This is a genomic window from Vibrio sp. TAP-3B (genome assembly GCF_057784735.1).
In genome coordinates this window covers 739976-757035 of the sequence record NZ_CM173496.1, presented here as the reverse complement: position 1 = coordinate 757035, position 17060 = coordinate 739976, and the positions used below count along the sequence as shown (strand labels likewise).

The window sequence follows — 17060 nt, the reverse complement described above, 5'->3', positions numbered from 1 at the left end:
CAAATGGCTCCTTTTTTCATTGACTTATATCTTCCGACCAAAACGCCCAATATACTCAGCTTAGTGCGCACAATAATATCGAACAGTGTTCTATTCTTGACATTTCCCTGACAAAACTTTCCACTCGGACAATAAAATCTCGCACACAGATCACATAAATTCACGTTTCTTCCACACTATGTGGAGCAGGTGGGCCAGATGAAAACGCAAATAATGAAAAAAGCCGAGTCGGCACAAAACAACGTTGTTACTGAAGAAGCTAAGCGGATTATCTACAAATTAAGTTTGAGCGCGTTAATGATTGTGGCTATCAGTATTCTCGTTAACCTAAGCATTCGTCTTGATTATGTCGTATTGGGTTCAAGCCTTGGAGAAGTCTCGATCACTGAAACACTTCAGCTTGTGATGCTCGCTATTGCTTCGTGGTCGTTTTTTAGCCTTTCAAAGCAGCAGACTCAGCTTAAACACGCGGCCATTCTGATCTCAGGCTTTTTCGCCGTTCTAATTATCCGTGAGACGGACTATTGGACGGACATGATTCATCATGGCTCTTGGATTTTCCCTGCACTAACGATAACGGCACTTGCCTGTGCAAAAGCTTACCGAGGGGGTAAAGGTACGGTGAATGAAATGGCAAACATCTTAAAAGTGCCAGATATGAAGTTATTGATTGGCGCTGTCATGCTATTGCTGGTGTTCTCACGTTTGTACGGTATGGGTAACTTTTGGCAACAAGTTATGGATGAGAGCTACATTCGCGATGTTAAAAATATTTCAGAAGAAGGCATAGAGCTACTTTGCTACTGTCTAATTGCATTAAGCGCAGTACGTACGCGACGCGAACTTACTGAATAGATTCGGGATCTAAGCGGCGGTTTAATCTGGTAAGGGTCGGATGAAGTACGCTCAAGGCTTGCTCCGTCGCATCGAAAGATTCATTTAAGGCTGTCATCTCGACGGCCTTTTTAATTACTTCAACCAACTGTAACGTGTCTTGGTCTAGCGGTAATACTTGCAGTTGCTCAATCGCTTTTCTTGCAATGGATAGCGGCTGAGCTCTCACAACCGACAAATCTCGTTGAAACGACCCCTTCTTTACGCCTTCTAAATAAACTCGGTAAGTTGTCAGTTTATCAAGGTGTAAAAATGCCTCTGCCAAAATTCCTTTGTGCGGATATGGCACACTAATATGTTGGGTGATGTCTAATGGAATATTGAGCTGAACGCCCTTTGAGGCACAATTTGTCTTAAGAACTCTCAGCAACCCCTGCTCATCCATCAGCGTTTGGATTTCTATGATTCGTTCAAGATGGTAATCATTGGACAATAATGTCACATTAATCAGGTGCTGTGACGGCAACGGAACCAGACCACTATCACATAACACTTGTGCGGCATTACGCATATTTTGAAATGTGTTCAACGAACGGTTTTCAATCAGAACCTGATGTTGAGGAAACGAGACCAATGATGACGCACTCAGTCTTTTAAAATAAGCGTACATCGCGTTCGCCTCAGAGACGGTTTGATCTGAAACTCTTCCGCCACAAAAAATTAGCAGCGTATTATCAATTGGTAAAGAAGAGAGAGAGTCAGATAACGCAGCGACTCTCGAAATACCTTCAGCCGTTAATCGACTATTGACTAGGCGTTTACCTAGAATGATGACTACATTGTCTAACTTCATATCAAAATCTCGAGGTTATTTAGCAGAGTTACAAAATTCTTCTTTCCCAATTAGCTTACAAACTCTAACATCTAGTTAACAACACTGTTCTAGAGACCTTTATAAAGGTTCACTGTTAAAGGAAGTCAATTATGCTGTCGATTTTCGATATATTTAAGATTGGTGTCGGACCTTCAAGTTCCCACACTAATGGCCCTATGCTCGCCGGATTTCATTTCACTCAACGCCTTAAAGACTCTATGGCGAAAGTGCATCGTGTGCAAGTAGACCTCTACGGCTCATTATCACTTACTGGCAGAGGACACCATACGGATCGCGCCACCGTCCTCGGTTTGATGGGTAACCGCCCAGATAACATAAAAATGACCAGTGCTAAAAGTGCATTACAACATACCATAGAAAACAAAACCTTACCGTTAGCGGGAACTCACCACATTGAGTTTAGTTATGACCATGATATCGTCTTCCATAGCGATTACCTTCCTTTGCATGAGAACGGCATGATGATCACTGCACTTGATGCCGCTGGCGATCAGGTCGCATTCGAGACTTATTACTCTATTGGTGGCGGTTTTATCGCAACAGCAGATGAACTAGAGTACGGCACACAACAAGCTCAAGTAGAAGTGCCATTCCCATTCACTTCCGCTGATGAGATGCTTGCAAAGGCCGAAGCGAACGGTTTTAGCTTAGGTGGCATGATTTTGCAGAATGAGCTTTCATTCCGCCCTGAGGCAGAGATCGACCAAAAAGCAGAGCAGATCTGGAAAGTGATGTCACTCTGCATGGATCGTGGGTTTAATACTGAAGGTATTTTAGAAGGCGGTTTAAACGTCACTCGCCGCGCGCCAAACCTGTTGAAAAAGCTGGAGGCCAATGCTGCGATTGAAAATGATCCCATGGAGATCATGGATTGGATTAACTTATTTGCTTTTGCAGTCAGTGAAGAAAACGCAGCTGGTGGACAAGTCGTCACCTCTCCAACGAACGGCGCGGCGGGAGTCATACCTGCGGTGTTGATGTATTACCATCGATTCATTAAAGAACTCGATATCAAGCAGTTAAAGGACTTTCTTGCCGTCGCTGGGGCGATCGGCATTTTATATAAAACTAACGCATCAATTTCAGGTGCAGAGGTGGGTTGCCAGGGAGAAGTCGGCGTTTCTTCATCCATGGCAGCAGCGGGCCTGACGGCGCTAAGAGGCGGCAGTAACGAGCAGATCTGTATTGCGGCAGAAATCGCGATGGAGCATTCCCTGGGTATGACCTGCGACCCAATTGGGGGCTTGGTTCAAGTGCCGTGTATCGAAAGAAATGCGATGGGTGCAATGAAAGCGATTAATGCGTCACGTATGGCGTTAAAGCGCAATAGTAAGTGTCTTATCTCACTAGATAAAGTTATCGAAACCATGTACCAGACAGGTAAAGACATGAACAAAAAATACCGTGAAACATCTTTAGGCGGTTTAGCCGTGATCCACATGGCACCACCGTGCGAGTAATGCCGCTAACAACGTTTTATAGAGTGTAAAATGATTGAGAGAAAAAACAGCTCATCAAAAATGAGCTGTTTTCAGGGTAATGCCTTCATTGCCCTAAATTTTATCTGTTACCGTTAGCGTCGCAGCTAGCACATCTTGTCCAAATAATACGCTGCGCTCTGGCGACCAACCGTAAAGTGGGTCTGGATGGTTGTTGTTATCTTTAAATGGCATCTCAATGGTATAAGACAAGCATTTAAATTGTTCTGCAACCCAATTTGAACCCACCGTTAAGTTCGCCTTCCCTGGTTCATCTTTGTCGTAACCCATCGCATCTTGGAACTCAGGCGTAATAGTAAGTAATGCTTGCTTAAATGACGCTTCTAAAGCAGCAAGGTTTTCATCATAGGAAGGAATTCCTTCTGATCCTGCAACGAAGTTGTATGGAATCGCCTCATCACCATGAATGTCTAAAAACATGTCGACTCCAGTTTCCAACATTCGTTGACGCACGAGGCTAACTTCTGGGCTTTTTTCCATTGACGGCGTTTGCCATTCGCGGTTTAAGTTCACGCCTACCGCGTTGGTGCGTAAATGACCACGAATACCACCATCAGGGTTCATGTTTGGCACTACGTAAAGCACGGCCTTTTCTAGTAACGCACGTGCAACCGTGTCGTTTTCATCCAACAAACGTTGGATCATGCCTTCCATGAACCATTCCGCCATGGTTTCACCTGGATGCTGACGGGCAATCATCCAAATTCTCTTTTTACCTGCTTCTGGTTCACCAAACGTCAGTAGGCTCATGTCATTGCCGTCCAGCGTCTGACCTAAAATTTCCAACTGACAATGATGCGCACTCTGTGCCATGTGTAATAAGTCTAAATGGCGATCGTACGTGTAAGGCGCAAAGTAAGCGAAGTAGATAGAACTGCGTTCTGGAATGACTTTAAAGGTCAGCGTATCGCCATCGAATTCAGCAGGAATACGGAACCATTCTTCGCGGTCGTAAGACGCCACAACATCGTAACCCTGCCAACCTTCTGGGTATGCAGACTTGGCCAAATCAAGCAGTTTGATGATGTGTGACTGTTCTGCTTCTGTTTCTAGACGAAAGTGAAACCATTGGTAGAATTCTGACAGGTTGTCATTAGGAATTTTGAGTTGAATGTCGTTTTTGTCGTCTGCTTTCACTACGTGAATGCTGCCGCTATCGAAGTTGCTGAATACTTTCATTATATTACTCACCTTTTTCATCTGAGCTTGAAAAGCTGAGGCTAACACAAAGGGAAGAGATGCCCCTATTACTTTCCTATCGCTCCTAGCCACGATATTTCCTCGCCTCTTGTGAAGGCTGTATGCGTACTCATTACAAACCATCAGTACGATCAATTAGCAATATACGCATTTAACTGGCCAACTAAGAAAAACGCCTACTCACACTGAGTAGGCGCTAACACAATAGATGTGTTTAGGCAGTAGAAACAGGCCTATTGATTAGAAGTAGTAACGAGCACCTAAAGTCCAGTAATCGTTCTCTTCATTATTATAGTCGTTACCTAAGTCAAACTGGTAACCTGCAAAAGTATAGAACGCTGGTGTTACAGCATACTCAGCTTGTAATGCTGTTTCACTTGTAATTGTCTTATTGTCTTTGTCGTCTTCTACACCTTCGTAGTTAACACTGAATGTCCAATCGTTTACGCCGTACGCCAACAAAGCTTCAAGCTGAGATGTGTCTTCACGCATATCGTAGAAGTATTCGTTCATGCCGTATACTACTGCTGCGTATAAGCCTGAAGCATACTCACCATAGTTTACAGAGACTAGGTGTGATTCAGCATTTTCTGTATTATTCCCGTTTTTAACGTCACCACCGCTGTATACGTAACCAATACCAAAGCCAGCTACAGAGCCGCTAAGTGCGATTTGACCGCGTTGATCATATTTGTTACCAGAAGTTGCATATACAGGCAGACCTGTAGCTTCGGATTTCACGATTGATACACTTGTATCATCATTCTCGCCCTGCCAACCTAGGCCTAGGTTGAAAGCAAAGCCGTTGCCAAAATCATACCCTTTGCGGTAACTGAGCATTTTTTCTGCGCGACCAGTCCCTAGGTTGTTGTGGTTGTCGTACAAGAAATCGTTCGCAAACGGGATTGGTAAGTCCGCTACGCCCGCGATGTCGTAGTACGGTGACCACTGTGTACCTGCGACTAGACGACCAAACTGATCATGAGTCGCTCCGATGTAGCCTAGACGCGTTGAGAATGACTGTTCACCACCATTTAGGTAGTTAAGTGCCCATTCGCCTTTAGCGTCGATAGTGATGCCGTTGCCAATGTCTTTCTTACCCGCCACGTTAATACGTGGAGACACTTGGTGAACTTTCACTTCGTCTTCGAAATACTCACCGACGCCAACAGAAACGTGACCGCCGATAGAAAGAGATGTGCCATCGCTGTTATAAACTTCTGCTGCGAAGGCTTGTGTACCACATGCTAGTGCCGCCACTGCAACGGCTAGAGTTTTCATTTTCATTGTTAACATCCGTATAGTTGTTTGTACCAGTTCGCTCAGAATCAGATTAAACTTGAATTAATCACAACGAACACGTAACAAAGTAATGACGAAATCGAAATAAAACAAACACTTTATTATGCAATCAATGGTATTCGCGGTCATTTTTTGAACTAAGTCACGAAAAAGCAGGGAACTTTTCATTTTCCAACATAAATTCTACGGACTTTTTACGTGTTACATTCCCTGCGCGCGAGTGGCTTCTCACTTTTGGCATTCTTACTGCCCCTACGGTCAATAATATAATGTGTAGTATGCGATCTCGTTCAATAAACGGTTGTTAACGTTTTTCAAAGTCTTTTCTGCCACTCGCCATAATGTGTGTGGCTTATCTTGTTCCACTAAACTTGAAAACCCGAGGCTAAGCTCGGGTCTTTTTATCAATAACTGTAGGTTTACGAGTTTTGGGTCAACTCCACTTTGCGCCGCTGAGATAAGTACTTCACCCAACTTTTCGCTTGATTCGACGGCTTAATTTCATCGGCTCGTTTCGCGTTCGCCAATGCATCGTCAAAACGTTGCAGCTTGTAGTAAGCGCGTGTTTTGATAAGTGCGACATCCGCTTTACGACCGCTGACCTTATCCAGCGCCGCAAGTGCTTGCTTGTAGTGGCCTTCTTGAACCAGCAGTTGAGAATAGTTCCAGTAATACTTTCTATCTAACTGAGCAGCAATACGCCAGCTATCAATAGACTCTTCCCACTCTTTTGCCATTTGCCAATACGTCGCTTGCTGAGCTTTTAGCTTACTATTCGAGTTTACATCCTCTAGCTCGTTCATCACCAACGCGGCTCTCTCTGGGATGCCTCGTTTCGCATACAGTTGTGCCAGCAGTTTTAAATCATCTTGACTGAGCTTTAGCCCTTTCAGTTTTGCCAAAGCCAAAGCGTCTAACGCAGGTTTGTTATCCTCAACTCGTAGGTAAAGACTCACTAACTGACGCCACCATTCAATCCGCTCGGGGTCAATCACGATCAAGCGTTTGATCGTTGAGATGGCGGGCTTCCACTTTTTCAGCTCTAACTCAGCAGAAAGCTTTATCGACAATGCGCCAAGTTTGTCAGGCTGACCAAATTTCTCATAGCGAGCGATTGCTGACAGCACTTTTTGCCACTGGCTCAGCTGATAGTGCGACTGAGAAATACGTAGCCAAAGTTGATGCGCTTTTTGGTCCTTAGGCACGTTTTGGCTTAGGGCGTAGTAATGAGGTAAAGCGTTAGAAAAACGTTGCTCATTCAGCAAGATATCGGCCAGCATCTTTCGAGTTTGCCATGCTTGCTCATCTTGCAGCAAACCACTATTGACTGCCAACTCAAGTTGCTTAATGGCCGCTTGAGTTTGCTCATTCTGCCAGTAAAAAATACCCAACATTCGATCCACATAAGCTTGGTCATACCCATGCGAAAGATCCATAGTTTCAAGAGATGAAATCGCTTCTTTTAGCTTCTCCTCTTGAGCCAAGTTATGTGCTCGCTGAACTCTCGCGGCGGTGTATTGGCTTAGCTCGCTGGCAATAGTGGAAAATGCACTCAGGCTCAGTACCGTACCAATTAATAATTTTTTCATCATTTGGCTAACTTGAACTCCAGTTTTACGGTTTGTCCGAACTGCTCAATGGACACCCCATCCTCAACTTTTGGTTGATACTTCCATTTTTTAAGCGCACGAATCGCTTCTCTCTCGAACATACGCTTTGGCTTCGCCTCGATCACTTCAATATCTTTTGGTCGTCCGGTTGCGTCAATGGTGAAACGCATAATGACATAGCCTTCAACTCTACGTTTTAGCGCCTTACTTGGATAGCGAGGATCAACACGATACAACGGCAGTGCTTGTTGGTTACCCATCGTCCCCTTCAAGTTTGGTGCACTGATCGCGATGCCATCCAGCGCCGTATTTAAACCCAAAGCACTGACTGGCGTCATCTGGCTCATGGGTTCCATTTGCGTATCGGCTTGAGACAGATCGATTGGCTCCGGCGCTTGTGGTGGTTCTGGTTGCTCTGGCACTGAACGTTGACGACGCTGCACGTCGGCGTCATTCTCTACCATCACCATATCAAAACGAACAGTTTCTGACGCTTCCGGCGCACGTTGGTTGCCTTTATCAACCATCCACGCCATAAAGCTAAACAGGCTCAAAGAAATTAGCAATGATGCTGGGAGTGCAAGTAACAGCCTGCCCATTAAGGTTTCTCCGCCGCCAATGCGATGCTTTTCACGCCCGCGGCTTTTGCCGCATCCATCACTTTCACGACAGTGCCATTGTAAGCATGCTCATCAGCTTGGATAACCAACGAGGCATCAGGCTGATCAAGTAACAGATGTTCAATAGACGCTTCAACACGCTCAATATCAACCACTCGTTTATCGATGTATACGTCATTTGCTGCCGTTACCGCGATAAAAATGCCCGCGTCTTTTTGGCTGACGACATTGGAAGCCTGAGGGCGATTCACTTCTACACCGGACTCACGTACAAACGAACTAGTCACAATAAAAAAGATCAACATGATGAAGACGATATCAAGCATCGAGGTGAGATCGACTTGGGCTTCATCTTGTTGGTTAGGTCTACGTCCGAGTCTCACTTTTGACTCCTTAAAGATTGTTCTAACTGGATAGCTTTTCGTTCACACACTTTACTAAGGCGAGCATGAACAAACATGCCCGCAAGCGCCGCGACCATACCGGCCATGGTTGGCAGCGTAGCAAGTGAGATACCTGAAGCCATCAATTTTGGATTGCTGCTGCCTTGCGATGCCATTACGTCAAACACCGTAATCATGCCCGTCACCGTTCCTAACAGACCCAGCATTGGGCAAATCGCCACAAGTAGTTTGATGGTCGATAGGTTTTGGCGCAGTTCGATTTGCGCTTTTGCAATCCACCCGTCACGGATTTGATGCGCGTACCAAGAGTGGTGCTCTGATCTTGCTTGCCACTGCTCACAAAGCTGTTTCTTTACTCCTGGAAAAACCGTTGTGAGATAAATAACTCGCTCCATGACCAACAGCCAGCACACCGCCACGACGGCAGCCAGCCACCATAGGATTTGACCACCTTGCTGCATAAAGCTCATCAAGGTTGTGGCCCAATCCTCACTGATCAAACCCAATGTGTTGAGTAGGATCTGCTCCATTACGCTGCGTTCTCCGCTAAGGTGTTAGAGTGACTTTTGTTGCTCGGCATATCACGCTCCGCTTGTTCTGCAACCAAACCGATGCCTTGTTTTTCTAAGATACTGCGAATATTTTCTGCTTGAGAGCTCAATACGTTGTGCGCCAATAGCAAAGGCATGGCTGAAACAAGGCCAAGTACAGTAGTCACAAGCGCCATCGAAATACCACCCGCCATTACTTTCGGATCACCATTACCAAATTGAGTGATCACTTGGAAGGTTTCGATCATACCCGTTACGGTGCCGAGAAGACCAAGCATAGGGGCAAGCGCGGCAAGCAGCTTCAGCATCGACAACCCTTTTTCTAGATGAGTTTGCTCATCAACCACGGCTTCCAAAAGACGTAGCTCTAACGCCTCTACGCTGCGATGCTTGTCTTTCTGGTACACTGCAAGCACGCGACCCAAAGGGTTATCGCCTGGCTGCGCTGGAGTTTTCAGTTGCTTCATGATTTTCTGGCGCGAAATCATCAGCGATGCACCACGTACGAGCGCAATCAATAGACCAATAGCCAATAAACCAAGGATGATTTTACCGACAACGCCGCCTGCATTTAGGCGATCAGCCAAAGTCGGTGAGTTTGCCAGTTGCTCAAGAAGAATGCCGCGTGACGGATCAATAACTATCTCCTCAATGTCACCAGAGGAGATAGTGCTCGCCGTTGGGCCGTTGTCAGGCTGACGTAGATAATTTACCGCATCTCCGCGTTGACCATTCCACTTAACGTAGCCAGTCTCATCCAGCAGCGCCATAGAACCAAGACGAACACCATTAACCGTTTGTTCACGACCTTCGCCATCGAGCAATGTGAAAGAGACGTCTGCCATCTCACCACTTGCTTTGATTTGTTCTTCCATGCTGTGCCACATCGCCTGAAGTTGGGTCAACGTTGGCAGTGATTTAGCCGCAACAATAGCATCGATATCTTTCTGATATGAGTTTGCGTCTACACCCGTTACCGAGCTCTTTAGCTCTGACTCTAGCTCTTTTGCGTTCTGGCGAACGACGCCAAATAACTCACCTAAGCTTCCGGTTTCTAAACGTAGCTTTTCTTCTAGCTGCGCTAGTTCTGCTTCATTTTCAGCGAAGGTAACACTTAATGAATCGGCTTCTGCTTGAAGAGCCGCTCGCTCTGCAGCCAATTTATTCTTTATCGCCTGTAGCTCTTGCTCTGTTTGCTTAAAGCCCGACTCACGCGTTACGTTGTGTGATTGCTGTTGACGATTTTCTTGCTGCGCCTTTTGCAACAACGCATCACTAGCAAACGCTGTATGAGGCATTAATGCGGCTGTCGAAATTAGTGCCACCGATAACCATTTTTTCATCATTTATTTGCCCTCCGCAGCGGTTAACGACACTGGCAGAGTTAACATGCTCGGCGCGATCTGTTTATTCGCCATAGCGAACGCTTTATCTAGCTCTGATTTTTGCTCAGCTCCCACTGGCTGCCATGCTTGTTGCTGCTGTGACCAGCTCCAGAATGTCTCACCAGATAAGCTACGCGCTACCAAAGACAAACGCCCTAAATAGAGAATATCCGCCTCCACCGCTTCATTGTCATTCAGGTTGATCTTGCCTTGGTACACACCAAGCTTGGTGCCGTAATCCATCTCGATTTGGTACGCTTCTAAAATGCGACGAAACTTCTCTGCGTCCGCAACATCTGCGCGCGTCATCATGGAATCCAGCTTTGCAATTCGCTCCTCACGTTGCGCTTTGCGTATCGGCTTGTCGTTAGCGACGAGCACTTTTAAACCTTCAAGCATGTGATACATCAAAGGCACGACACCTTGACGCGTCTGAGCGATCTGCTCAATTTGCTCGTTCAAGCTCTCCACTTCTTGGTTTTGACTCGCAACGAGGTTTGCAAGGTGATCGCGATAAATCTTCAAGTTACCGACTTCTTCTTGCAGCTGTTCAATTTCAGCATCTAAAGTCAGTGATTTTTCTGCGCTTGCATCAATACGCTTCTGACTTATCGCCGACGATTGGTTTGTTTTACTCTGCACAACTTGTGCATCGTTTAAGTTCGCCGCGTGAGCGGGAATCAAAACCGATGATATCAACAGAGCGATACTTGATTTCATTAGATTCATACGAGTTATATTTCTGTGTTCCAAAAACGACCAAAGGGGAAGACCAAACTTCCCCTTAAAAATCAAAATTTTATCAGTACTTAAACTGGATTGTTGCCATGTAGTTTCGGCTTTCACCAATCACTACGCCGCTAGCACCATCATACTCAAGAGGGTCTGTTTTACCGCCACCTGAAAAGTATTCAGTATCAAACAGGTTTTCTACATTGAATCGAGCAATAATATCCAAGTTTTCATCGTACTTGTGTTTGTATGACACGCCCATATCGATACGTGCATACCCATCTTTCTCGAAGGTGTTTTCTGCATCACCGTAGCGCTCACCTTCATAAATCAAACCGAGGTTGAGGTTGGTATTGTCCTGAACCTTGTAGCTAGACCATAAACTTGCTGAGAATTCTGGTACGTCTGCTGGACGATTGCCTTTATAGTTTTTACTCTGTGTAATCTCCGCATCTAAGTACATAGCAGAAGCCGTTAACGAGAGCTCCTCTGTGACAAAACCTTGCGCTAGAATTTCGGCACCACGGTGTACTTGCTCACCGTCTTGAGTCACTGTCTCTTTACCCGGGTTATTTGGTGCATCAACTGTCAGCTTGACATTCTCTAGCGTGATATCGAACAGAGCACCTGTTAGGTAAAGACGCTGATCAAACAATTCCCACTTGGTGCCGACTTCGTAAGAGATGCCTCGTTCAGCGTCCAGCTTCTCACCATCGTTCGTATAATCTTCACCACTTACCTGCCCTTGAGGCATAAAGCTTTCTGAATACTGAACATAAATCGAGCCATTCGTTGTCGGGTGGAGAATCACACCAAACTTTGGAGAAACTTGGTTTTCTGTCAGTGCATCATCACGCTTTTCGTCATAACGAACACCCGCAAGCACTTGCCAGTAATCATTAATCGTCATCATATTTTGTGCGTAGAGCCCCCAAGTATCGTACTCTGACGTTGGCGATTTTTTCGAACTACGATATCCAGGCTTAGGTACGGTTTGCCCAGGTTCTATATTCGCTTCATTATGAAATGCCATAAAGCGATCATAACTATAATCTAAGTAGTTAGCGCCCACTAATAGCCTATTTTCCGTACCAAACAGCGTAAAGTCCGTGGTTACATCCAAATAGGCGGTATCAAATACCCAGTTATCGGTACGATCGTTGCCTCGATGTTTAATCGTATTGCTCTCTTCATACTGACCAAACTTAGGGTAAGACTCTACATCAAAACGCTTAAAGTCTTGGCGGTTGTAACCCGCTTTTACATTCACGTTGTCCGTGACTTGAGCATTAATATCGACACCGTAGTTTTCTACGTCATTATCAATTTCAGACCACTGAGCATCCCAAATGTACTTATCACCGCGAACCGCTTTACCATCGACAATGTAGGCACCAGAATCCACGCTACCATCGTCTTTCGTGCGATCGTAATGGGCCGATACCATAACGTTGTCTGTGATATCGTACTCAACCACTAAACCTGCCACCGTACGATCCGTTTTAGGCTCGGTACCATCACCGTACCTACGCCAAGAACCGTCGCTTTCTTTAGCAAAAATAGCACGAGCGCGTAGCGTCTCTGCATCATTTAGCGCGCCACTCACATCTAATACGGTACGTGAGTGATCATTCGAGCCAATCTCTTGACTCAAACTTGCTTGCGTTTGAGTTGTTGGTTTCTTAGAAACCATGTTTACTAAGCCACCCGGCTCAGATTTACCGTAAAGTAGACCCGATGGACCTTTGAGTACTTCAACGCGCTCTAAAAGCTCAATTGGCTGACGATAATGTGACCAGTGTTGGCGACCATCACGAAGAAAGCCGTCTGAACTACTAAGCTCAAAACCACGTAGAGAGAAACGTTCTCGGTTACGGCTGGTGCCACCCGCGCTAACACTGGCATCGTTACGTAGCACTTCACCAAGTGTGCTCGCACGCTGCTCATCTATTAGCGTTTCATCGATAACCGCGACTTGTCCTGGCGTTTCCAGCTGCATCATTTCCATGCGCATGGCTGTACTGTTTGTATCCGCCTTGTAACCGAACTCTCGACCTTCTACAACTACATGTTCGTCTGTCTGAACTTCCGCCACTGCAGGTGTTGCTAACACCGCACCGATCACTAATGCCAACGAGCTCTTAGTAAACATATCCTTTCACTCCGATTATTATTTTCGGGCCGCACATTTACTGAATGCGATTCCCTCTTAATGACTTCGCTAGCGAATATAAGTGATAATCATTACTATTTGCATTAAATTTACATTCTTTGCATTGGCAGATTTTTGTAAAGAACGCTCTAATGATTCGAAGTCATTTTTGTGATCCGAGTGGCGATAATTCAGGATTTGTTAAACGCATCGCTGGAACATCAAGGTAACACTAAGACCACCTTGTTCACGGTTCTTTGCCGTTACAGTTCCCCCCATAATCCGCATGGATTCTTTTACAATTGCGAGGCCGATGCCGTACCCGCCTAATTTCTTATCTCGCGACGTGTCTAAGCGGGTAAACGGATCAAAGATATCAACCAGCTTGTTCTCTGGAATTCCTGGCCCATTATCAAATACGGAGAGCGTGACAACCTGTTGTCCAGCTTCGTAATGACTTGCCAACGATACCTCTATCTGCGAATTCTCCCCTGAATATTTGATTGCATTGCCGACTAAATTATTGAGACAACGTACAATCAATGTTTCCTCACAATAAGCTGTTGCACACACCGTTTCCGAACAGAATGACAATGTTTGTCCTGGTTTTAAATCGATTTTGCATCGCTCGACCTGCGGTGCGAGCAAGACTTCTAAATCACGACGTTTAATCGCATGGTCGTAACGAGCATTTTCCAAACGGCTGAACTCTAATATCTCGCTGATAAGATGGTTTAACTCTTTGGCTTCATCTTCTAGCCTCGTGACTAGACTTTGCTCGTTTGCTCCTACACGCTTGCGCAGCAGATGTAGAACTAAGTTATGTCGCGCTAAAGGGGTTCGAAGTTCGTGGGAGACATCTCTTATCAGTAATCGCTGTTTTTCCGCTAGAGAATGAATTTGCTGCGTCATGTAGTCAAAGTCTTGTGCCAGCTCATTGAACTCGCGTGTATTCGACTTGAGCGCCTTCACCACACTGACATTAAAATCGCCATTGGATAACTTTTTGCTCGCTTCTCTTAAACGATCGAGTGGTTGCTGTAGATTGCGTGCCATCAGTAGCGAAAACAACGCTAGGATCACTGCGGCAATCACGATTTTAAGAATAGAAAAATACAAAATGAAGTCGTGAGCAGGGTGCAACCGATACGGGAGCTGGATCACTAAACTATTATTTTGTATTAGAGGGAGATTGATAATCGGGCGATTCACTTTCCCCTCAAGTTGATCATCAATACTCCTTTTAAATTGAAGCTTGAACTCAAAATGAGGGTGCATATGACGGTGTGTTAAGGGCTGCTGATGTGCGTCCAATACGAACAGATAAAAACGTTGTGCATTAGCCCAATCCGCAAGTTCATCCATGTCGCCATTTTCAATTAAGACATTGGCTTGATCCGCAAGATCTAGCATCTCTGCCCGCACACTGTCAGGCACTTTCAACATGGCTTTCACTAAAGCTTGCTCGGTGAGTGCCTGTACGACCAAAATGCTCAACACTATCACCGTCATGTAGCTAAAGAGTTTAAACGCTAAACTGTCTTTACGTTTGGCAATATAAGATGGACAAGTAAGCTTCATTAACCGTTTACGGCCTCTAAGTAACTGTATCCTTTACCACGGAAGGTCTTGATATGCTGTTTCGATAAGCCGGCCTCAACTAATTTGCGACGTATATTACTGATATGCATATCGAGATTTCGGTCAAAAGGACTCAATGCCTTCTTTAACACTTCGGTTTGAAGCTCTGACTTGGAAATAACAACACCTTGATTCTTAACCAAGTAGCTCAATAAATCCGCTTCAGTGCTGGTTAGGGGCAAACTGCTAATCTGACGGCTGATCGTCTGAACGGTACTGCACATGGTCTGGCGTTGACGCTCAAGACCAACACGACGAAGAATCGCCTTAATACGCATGAGAAGCTCTGGGACATGAAAAGGTTTGCCGATGTACTGGTCCGCACCTGCTTGATAGCCATCAAGCATTGAGTTTTCATCATTTAAAGCAGTCAGCATCAGGATCGGCGTAGCAAAGCGTTGACAGATACGACGGGCCACTTGCATCCCATTTAGGTTTGGCAACATGACATCAAGCAATACAAGGTCCACCGATGCTTTTTCCATATATTGCAACGCACTTTCACCGCAATGAACGGAAGACACCATATAACCCTCTTCACGCAATACGGCTTCTAACAGTTCACACAAAGAAACGTCATCATCCACTATCAAAACTCGAGACATTACCACCCAACCATTAAATGAAAATGCTTCGCATTATATTACTCATTTACAGATTGCACAACCATATCGCGTCAACCGCATTGAGCGAATATAACGACGGCTTTCTCCCCCTATATTCGCAAAAAAAAACGGGTACAATCTATTCATCATAAAAGAGAAGATAAAGAAAATGGAAACGCTGTTAATTGGTCATCGTGGTGTTGCTGGTTCATACCCAGAAAATACGAAAGTCAGTGTTCAAGCCGCGATTGATCTTGGGTTGACTTGGGTAGAAGTCGATGTCCAACCAAGCAAGGATAATATTTTGGTGGTGTGCCACGATCACACTATAAATCGATGCAGTAATGGCAATGGCCGTGTGGATGAACACACGGTGGAAGAACTAAAAAATTTAGATTTTGGTGGATGGTTCAATAAGGATTTTTCTGGTGAAACGATCATGACGCTGGATGAACTGCTTTCCTTAGCGGCAGAAAATAATCTTCACTTGAATATCGAAGTAAAGGTTGACCGCCATCCAGCAAAAGACGTAGCACAAGTACTTGCTAAAACACTGGCATCAAGCTCAATGCCTAAAAACAGCCTTCTGCTCTCAAGCTTCAGCCATGACGTAATCAGAGCGCTTCATCAGCACTGCGAAGGATATCGATTGGGCGTTTTGAGTGAGTTCTTAACCTCGAAAGACCAGCGTCTACTCGAAGAAGTCAACGCCTATAGTTGCAACCTCAACATTAATTGGGTTCGTTGCCATCAAATTAACCAACTGCAGCGAGCGGGTTATAAAGTGATGTGCTACACCGTCAATCACCCCAAAAAACTGAAACACTTGCCTTCGTTAGATGGTATTTTCAGTGATCATCCGCAGCGCTTCATGTCTTAAAATAAACCGCACATGAAAAGGAGTACACAGATGGGATCTACCACTCAATCGTAATCGGTGTTCCCATCTCCACCAGTTGGAGAAACTCATCCATCTCTTGATTGGTAATCGCAATACAACCGTTCGTCCAGTCAAAACTCTGGATATAGTTCGGCTCCTGACTTTCATCGTTTTTTAAACCATGAATTTTGATGTTACCACCTGGTGAAACACCGCGCCGGTGCGCTTCAAGCGTATCAATGGCATCTGGGTAACTAATATGCACGGAACGATAAAAAGCAGAGTCTGCAATAACGTAATCTAAGCTGTACTTGCCCTCAGGTGTACGATTGTCGCCCTCTTCTTGTTTATGTCCTTTCGGGTTCGCTCCTAACGCGATGCGGAATTCTTTTAATATTGTCCCTTGGTCGAGCAAATACATTCGACGCTTCGACTTATCGATTTTGACAAGATCAACAGCTGCATGGGAACTGATGGTAAAGAAATAACAAAAGAATAAAGAGCACCATTTTGCTGACATCGTCAGAACGCCTACCTAAGAAAAAATGAACAATAAAAGAGCGATTATGCTAGTCAGTTATAAACCATAAAGCAAACGGCACATCACGCTGGAACGTACTACAATCAAGTGACTTGAAGGTACGGAGTTCGGAATATTACCGAGACTGCACTAGGTTAAGCTCTCCAAAATAAGTAGCTCAAGATGACTTGGGGTAGCCTCAAATTAATGGCATTTTGATATTACAACAA

The 17060-nt window shown here is 45.1% G+C and carries 16 protein-coding genes; 3 read left to right on the top strand and 13 right to left on the bottom strand.

The window, feature by feature from the left end:
- Window positions 1-198: 198 nt before the first annotated feature.
- Window positions 199-855: a hypothetical protein gene (locus AC3D28_RS17885; protein ID WP_488536199.1), complete on the top strand. Its 657-nt coding sequence runs from the start codon at window positions 199-201 to the stop codon at window positions 853-855.
- Here the strand turns inward: AC3D28_RS17885 and AC3D28_RS17880 are convergent.
- Window positions 845-1687 (bottom strand): YdcF family protein, encoded by an 843-nt coding sequence (locus tag AC3D28_RS17880; RefSeq protein ID WP_488536198.1) that lies wholly within the window; start codon window positions 1685-1687, stop codon window positions 845-847. The genes AC3D28_RS17885 and AC3D28_RS17880 overlap by 11 nt on opposite strands.
- Before the next feature lie 131 nt (window positions 1688-1818).
- Here AC3D28_RS17880 and AC3D28_RS17875 point away from each other — a divergent pair, with 131 nt between their 5' ends.
- Window positions 1819-3189 (top strand): L-serine ammonia-lyase, encoded by a 1371-nt coding sequence (locus AC3D28_RS17875; protein WP_098413549.1) that lies wholly within the window; start codon window positions 1819-1821, stop codon window positions 3187-3189.
- Between the two features lie 93 nt (window positions 3190-3282).
- Here AC3D28_RS17875 and AC3D28_RS17870 read toward each other — a convergent pair whose 3' ends face one another.
- From AC3D28_RS17870 to AC3D28_RS17820, 11 genes are all read right to left on the bottom strand, one after another.
- Window positions 3283-4407, bottom strand: coding sequence for a M14 family metallopeptidase (locus AC3D28_RS17870; RefSeq protein WP_488536197.1), 1125 nt, complete (start codon window positions 4405-4407; stop codon window positions 3283-3285).
- 261 nt (window positions 4408-4668) lie between these two features.
- Entirely contained in the window at window positions 4669-5715 is a 1047-nt protein-coding gene (locus AC3D28_RS17865; protein WP_488536196.1) for a porin, read from the bottom strand.
- Window positions 5716-6149: 434 nt separating this feature from the next.
- On the bottom strand, window positions 6150-7322 hold the full coding sequence (locus AC3D28_RS17860; RefSeq protein WP_488536195.1) for a tetratricopeptide repeat protein: 1173 nt from the start codon (window positions 7320-7322) through the stop codon (window positions 6150-6152).
- On the bottom strand, window positions 7319-7939 hold the full coding sequence (locus AC3D28_RS17855) for an energy transducer TonB (RefSeq protein WP_098413546.1): 621 nt from the start codon (window positions 7937-7939) through the stop codon (window positions 7319-7321). Before AC3D28_RS17855 ends, AC3D28_RS17860 begins: the two co-directional genes overlap by 4 nt.
- Window positions 7939-8343, bottom strand: coding sequence for an ExbD/TolR family protein (locus AC3D28_RS17850; protein ID WP_098413545.1), 405 nt, complete (start codon window positions 8341-8343; stop codon window positions 7939-7941). Before AC3D28_RS17850 ends, AC3D28_RS17855 begins: the two co-directional genes overlap by 1 nt.
- Window positions 8340-8894 carry a MotA/TolQ/ExbB proton channel family protein gene (locus AC3D28_RS17845; protein ID WP_098413544.1) on the bottom strand — a complete coding sequence of 185 codons (555 nt, stop codon included), beginning with the start codon at window positions 8892-8894 and terminating at the stop codon, window positions 8340-8342. Before AC3D28_RS17845 ends, AC3D28_RS17850 begins: the two co-directional genes overlap by 4 nt.
- Window positions 8894-10261, bottom strand: a complete 1368-nt coding sequence (locus AC3D28_RS17840; protein ID WP_488536194.1) for a MotA/TolQ/ExbB proton channel family protein — start codon at window positions 10259-10261, stop codon at window positions 8894-8896. Before AC3D28_RS17840 ends, AC3D28_RS17845 begins: the two co-directional genes overlap by 1 nt.
- A complete protein-coding gene (locus AC3D28_RS17835; RefSeq protein ID WP_488536193.1) occupies window positions 10262-11029 on the bottom strand; it encodes a DUF3450 domain-containing protein in 768 nt (255 codons plus the stop codon).
- A 73-nt stretch (window positions 11030-11102) separates the two neighbouring features.
- Complete coding sequence (locus tag AC3D28_RS17830) at window positions 11103-13184, bottom strand: TonB-dependent siderophore receptor (RefSeq protein ID WP_488536192.1); 2082 nt, start codon at window positions 13182-13184, stop codon at window positions 11103-11105.
- Window positions 13185-13385: 201 nt separating this feature from the next.
- On the bottom strand, window positions 13386-14765 hold the full coding sequence (locus AC3D28_RS17825) for a histidine kinase sensor domain-containing protein (RefSeq protein WP_488536191.1): 1380 nt from the start codon (window positions 14763-14765) through the stop codon (window positions 13386-13388).
- Window positions 14765-15430: a response regulator transcription factor gene (locus AC3D28_RS17820; RefSeq protein WP_098413539.1), complete on the bottom strand. Its 666-nt coding sequence runs from the start codon at window positions 15428-15430 to the stop codon at window positions 14765-14767. Before AC3D28_RS17820 ends, AC3D28_RS17825 begins: the two co-directional genes overlap by 1 nt.
- Window positions 15431-15599: 169 nt before the next feature.
- On the opposite strand from AC3D28_RS17820, the gene AC3D28_RS17815 reads away from it, so the two are divergent.
- Complete coding sequence (locus AC3D28_RS17815; RefSeq protein WP_488536190.1) at window positions 15600-16310, top strand: glycerophosphodiester phosphodiesterase family protein; 711 nt, start codon at window positions 15600-15602, stop codon at window positions 16308-16310.
- Between the two features lie 37 nt (window positions 16311-16347).
- Here the strand turns inward: AC3D28_RS17815 and AC3D28_RS17810 are convergent, their stop codons facing one another.
- The gene (locus AC3D28_RS17810) at window positions 16348-16830 is read right to left on the bottom strand and encodes a L,D-transpeptidase family protein (RefSeq protein WP_098413537.1); all 483 of its coding nucleotides are present in this window, start codon (window positions 16828-16830) and stop codon (window positions 16348-16350) included.
- Window positions 16831-17060 lie beyond the last annotated feature (230 nt).

Excerpts from the sequence above, each read along its gene's own strand:
- AC3D28_RS17855 (WP_098413546.1), bottom strand. The coding sequence starts at position 7,939 with ATGGGCAGGCTGTTACTTGCACTCCCAGCATCATTGCTAATTTCTTTG.
- AC3D28_RS17865 (WP_488536196.1), bottom strand. The coding sequence starts at position 5,715 with ATGAAAATGAAAACTCTAGCCGTTGCAGTGGCGGCACTAGCATGTGGT.
- AC3D28_RS17840 (WP_488536194.1), bottom strand. The coding sequence starts at position 10,261 with ATGATGAAAAAATGGTTATCGGTGGCACTAATTTCGACAGCCGCATTA.
- AC3D28_RS17810 (WP_098413537.1), bottom strand. The coding sequence starts at position 16,830 with ATGTCAGCAAAATGGTGCTCTTTATTCTTTTGTTATTTCTTTACCATC.
- AC3D28_RS17825 (WP_488536191.1), bottom strand. The coding sequence starts at position 14,765 with ATGAAGCTTACTTGTCCATCTTATATTGCCAAACGTAAAGACAGTTTA.
- AC3D28_RS17815 (WP_488536190.1), top strand. The coding sequence starts at position 15,600 with ATGGAAACGCTGTTAATTGGTCATCGTGGTGTTGCTGGTTCATACCCA.
- AC3D28_RS17835 (WP_488536193.1), bottom strand. The coding sequence starts at position 11,029 with ATGAATCTAATGAAATCAAGTATCGCTCTGTTGATATCATCGGTTTTG.
- AC3D28_RS17875 (WP_098413549.1), top strand. The coding sequence starts at position 1,819 with ATGCTGTCGATTTTCGATATATTTAAGATTGGTGTCGGACCTTCAAGT.
- AC3D28_RS17885 (WP_488536199.1), top strand. The coding sequence starts at position 199 with ATGAAAACGCAAATAATGAAAAAAGCCGAGTCGGCACAAAACAACGTT.
- AC3D28_RS17880 (WP_488536198.1), bottom strand. The coding sequence starts at position 1,687 with ATGAAGTTAGACAATGTAGTCATCATTCTAGGTAAACGCCTAGTCAAT.
- AC3D28_RS17830 (WP_488536192.1), bottom strand. The coding sequence starts at position 13,184 with ATGTTTACTAAGAGCTCGTTGGCATTAGTGATCGGTGCGGTGTTAGCA.
- AC3D28_RS17845 (WP_098413544.1), bottom strand. The coding sequence starts at position 8,894 with ATGGAGCAGATCCTACTCAACACATTGGGTTTGATCAGTGAGGATTGG.
- AC3D28_RS17860 (WP_488536195.1), bottom strand. The coding sequence starts at position 7,322 with ATGATGAAAAAATTATTAATTGGTACGGTACTGAGCCTGAGTGCATTT.
- AC3D28_RS17870 (WP_488536197.1), bottom strand. The coding sequence starts at position 4,407 with ATGAAAGTATTCAGCAACTTCGATAGCGGCAGCATTCACGTAGTGAAA.
- AC3D28_RS17820 (WP_098413539.1), bottom strand. The coding sequence starts at position 15,430 with ATGTCTCGAGTTTTGATAGTGGATGATGACGTTTCTTTGTGTGAACTG.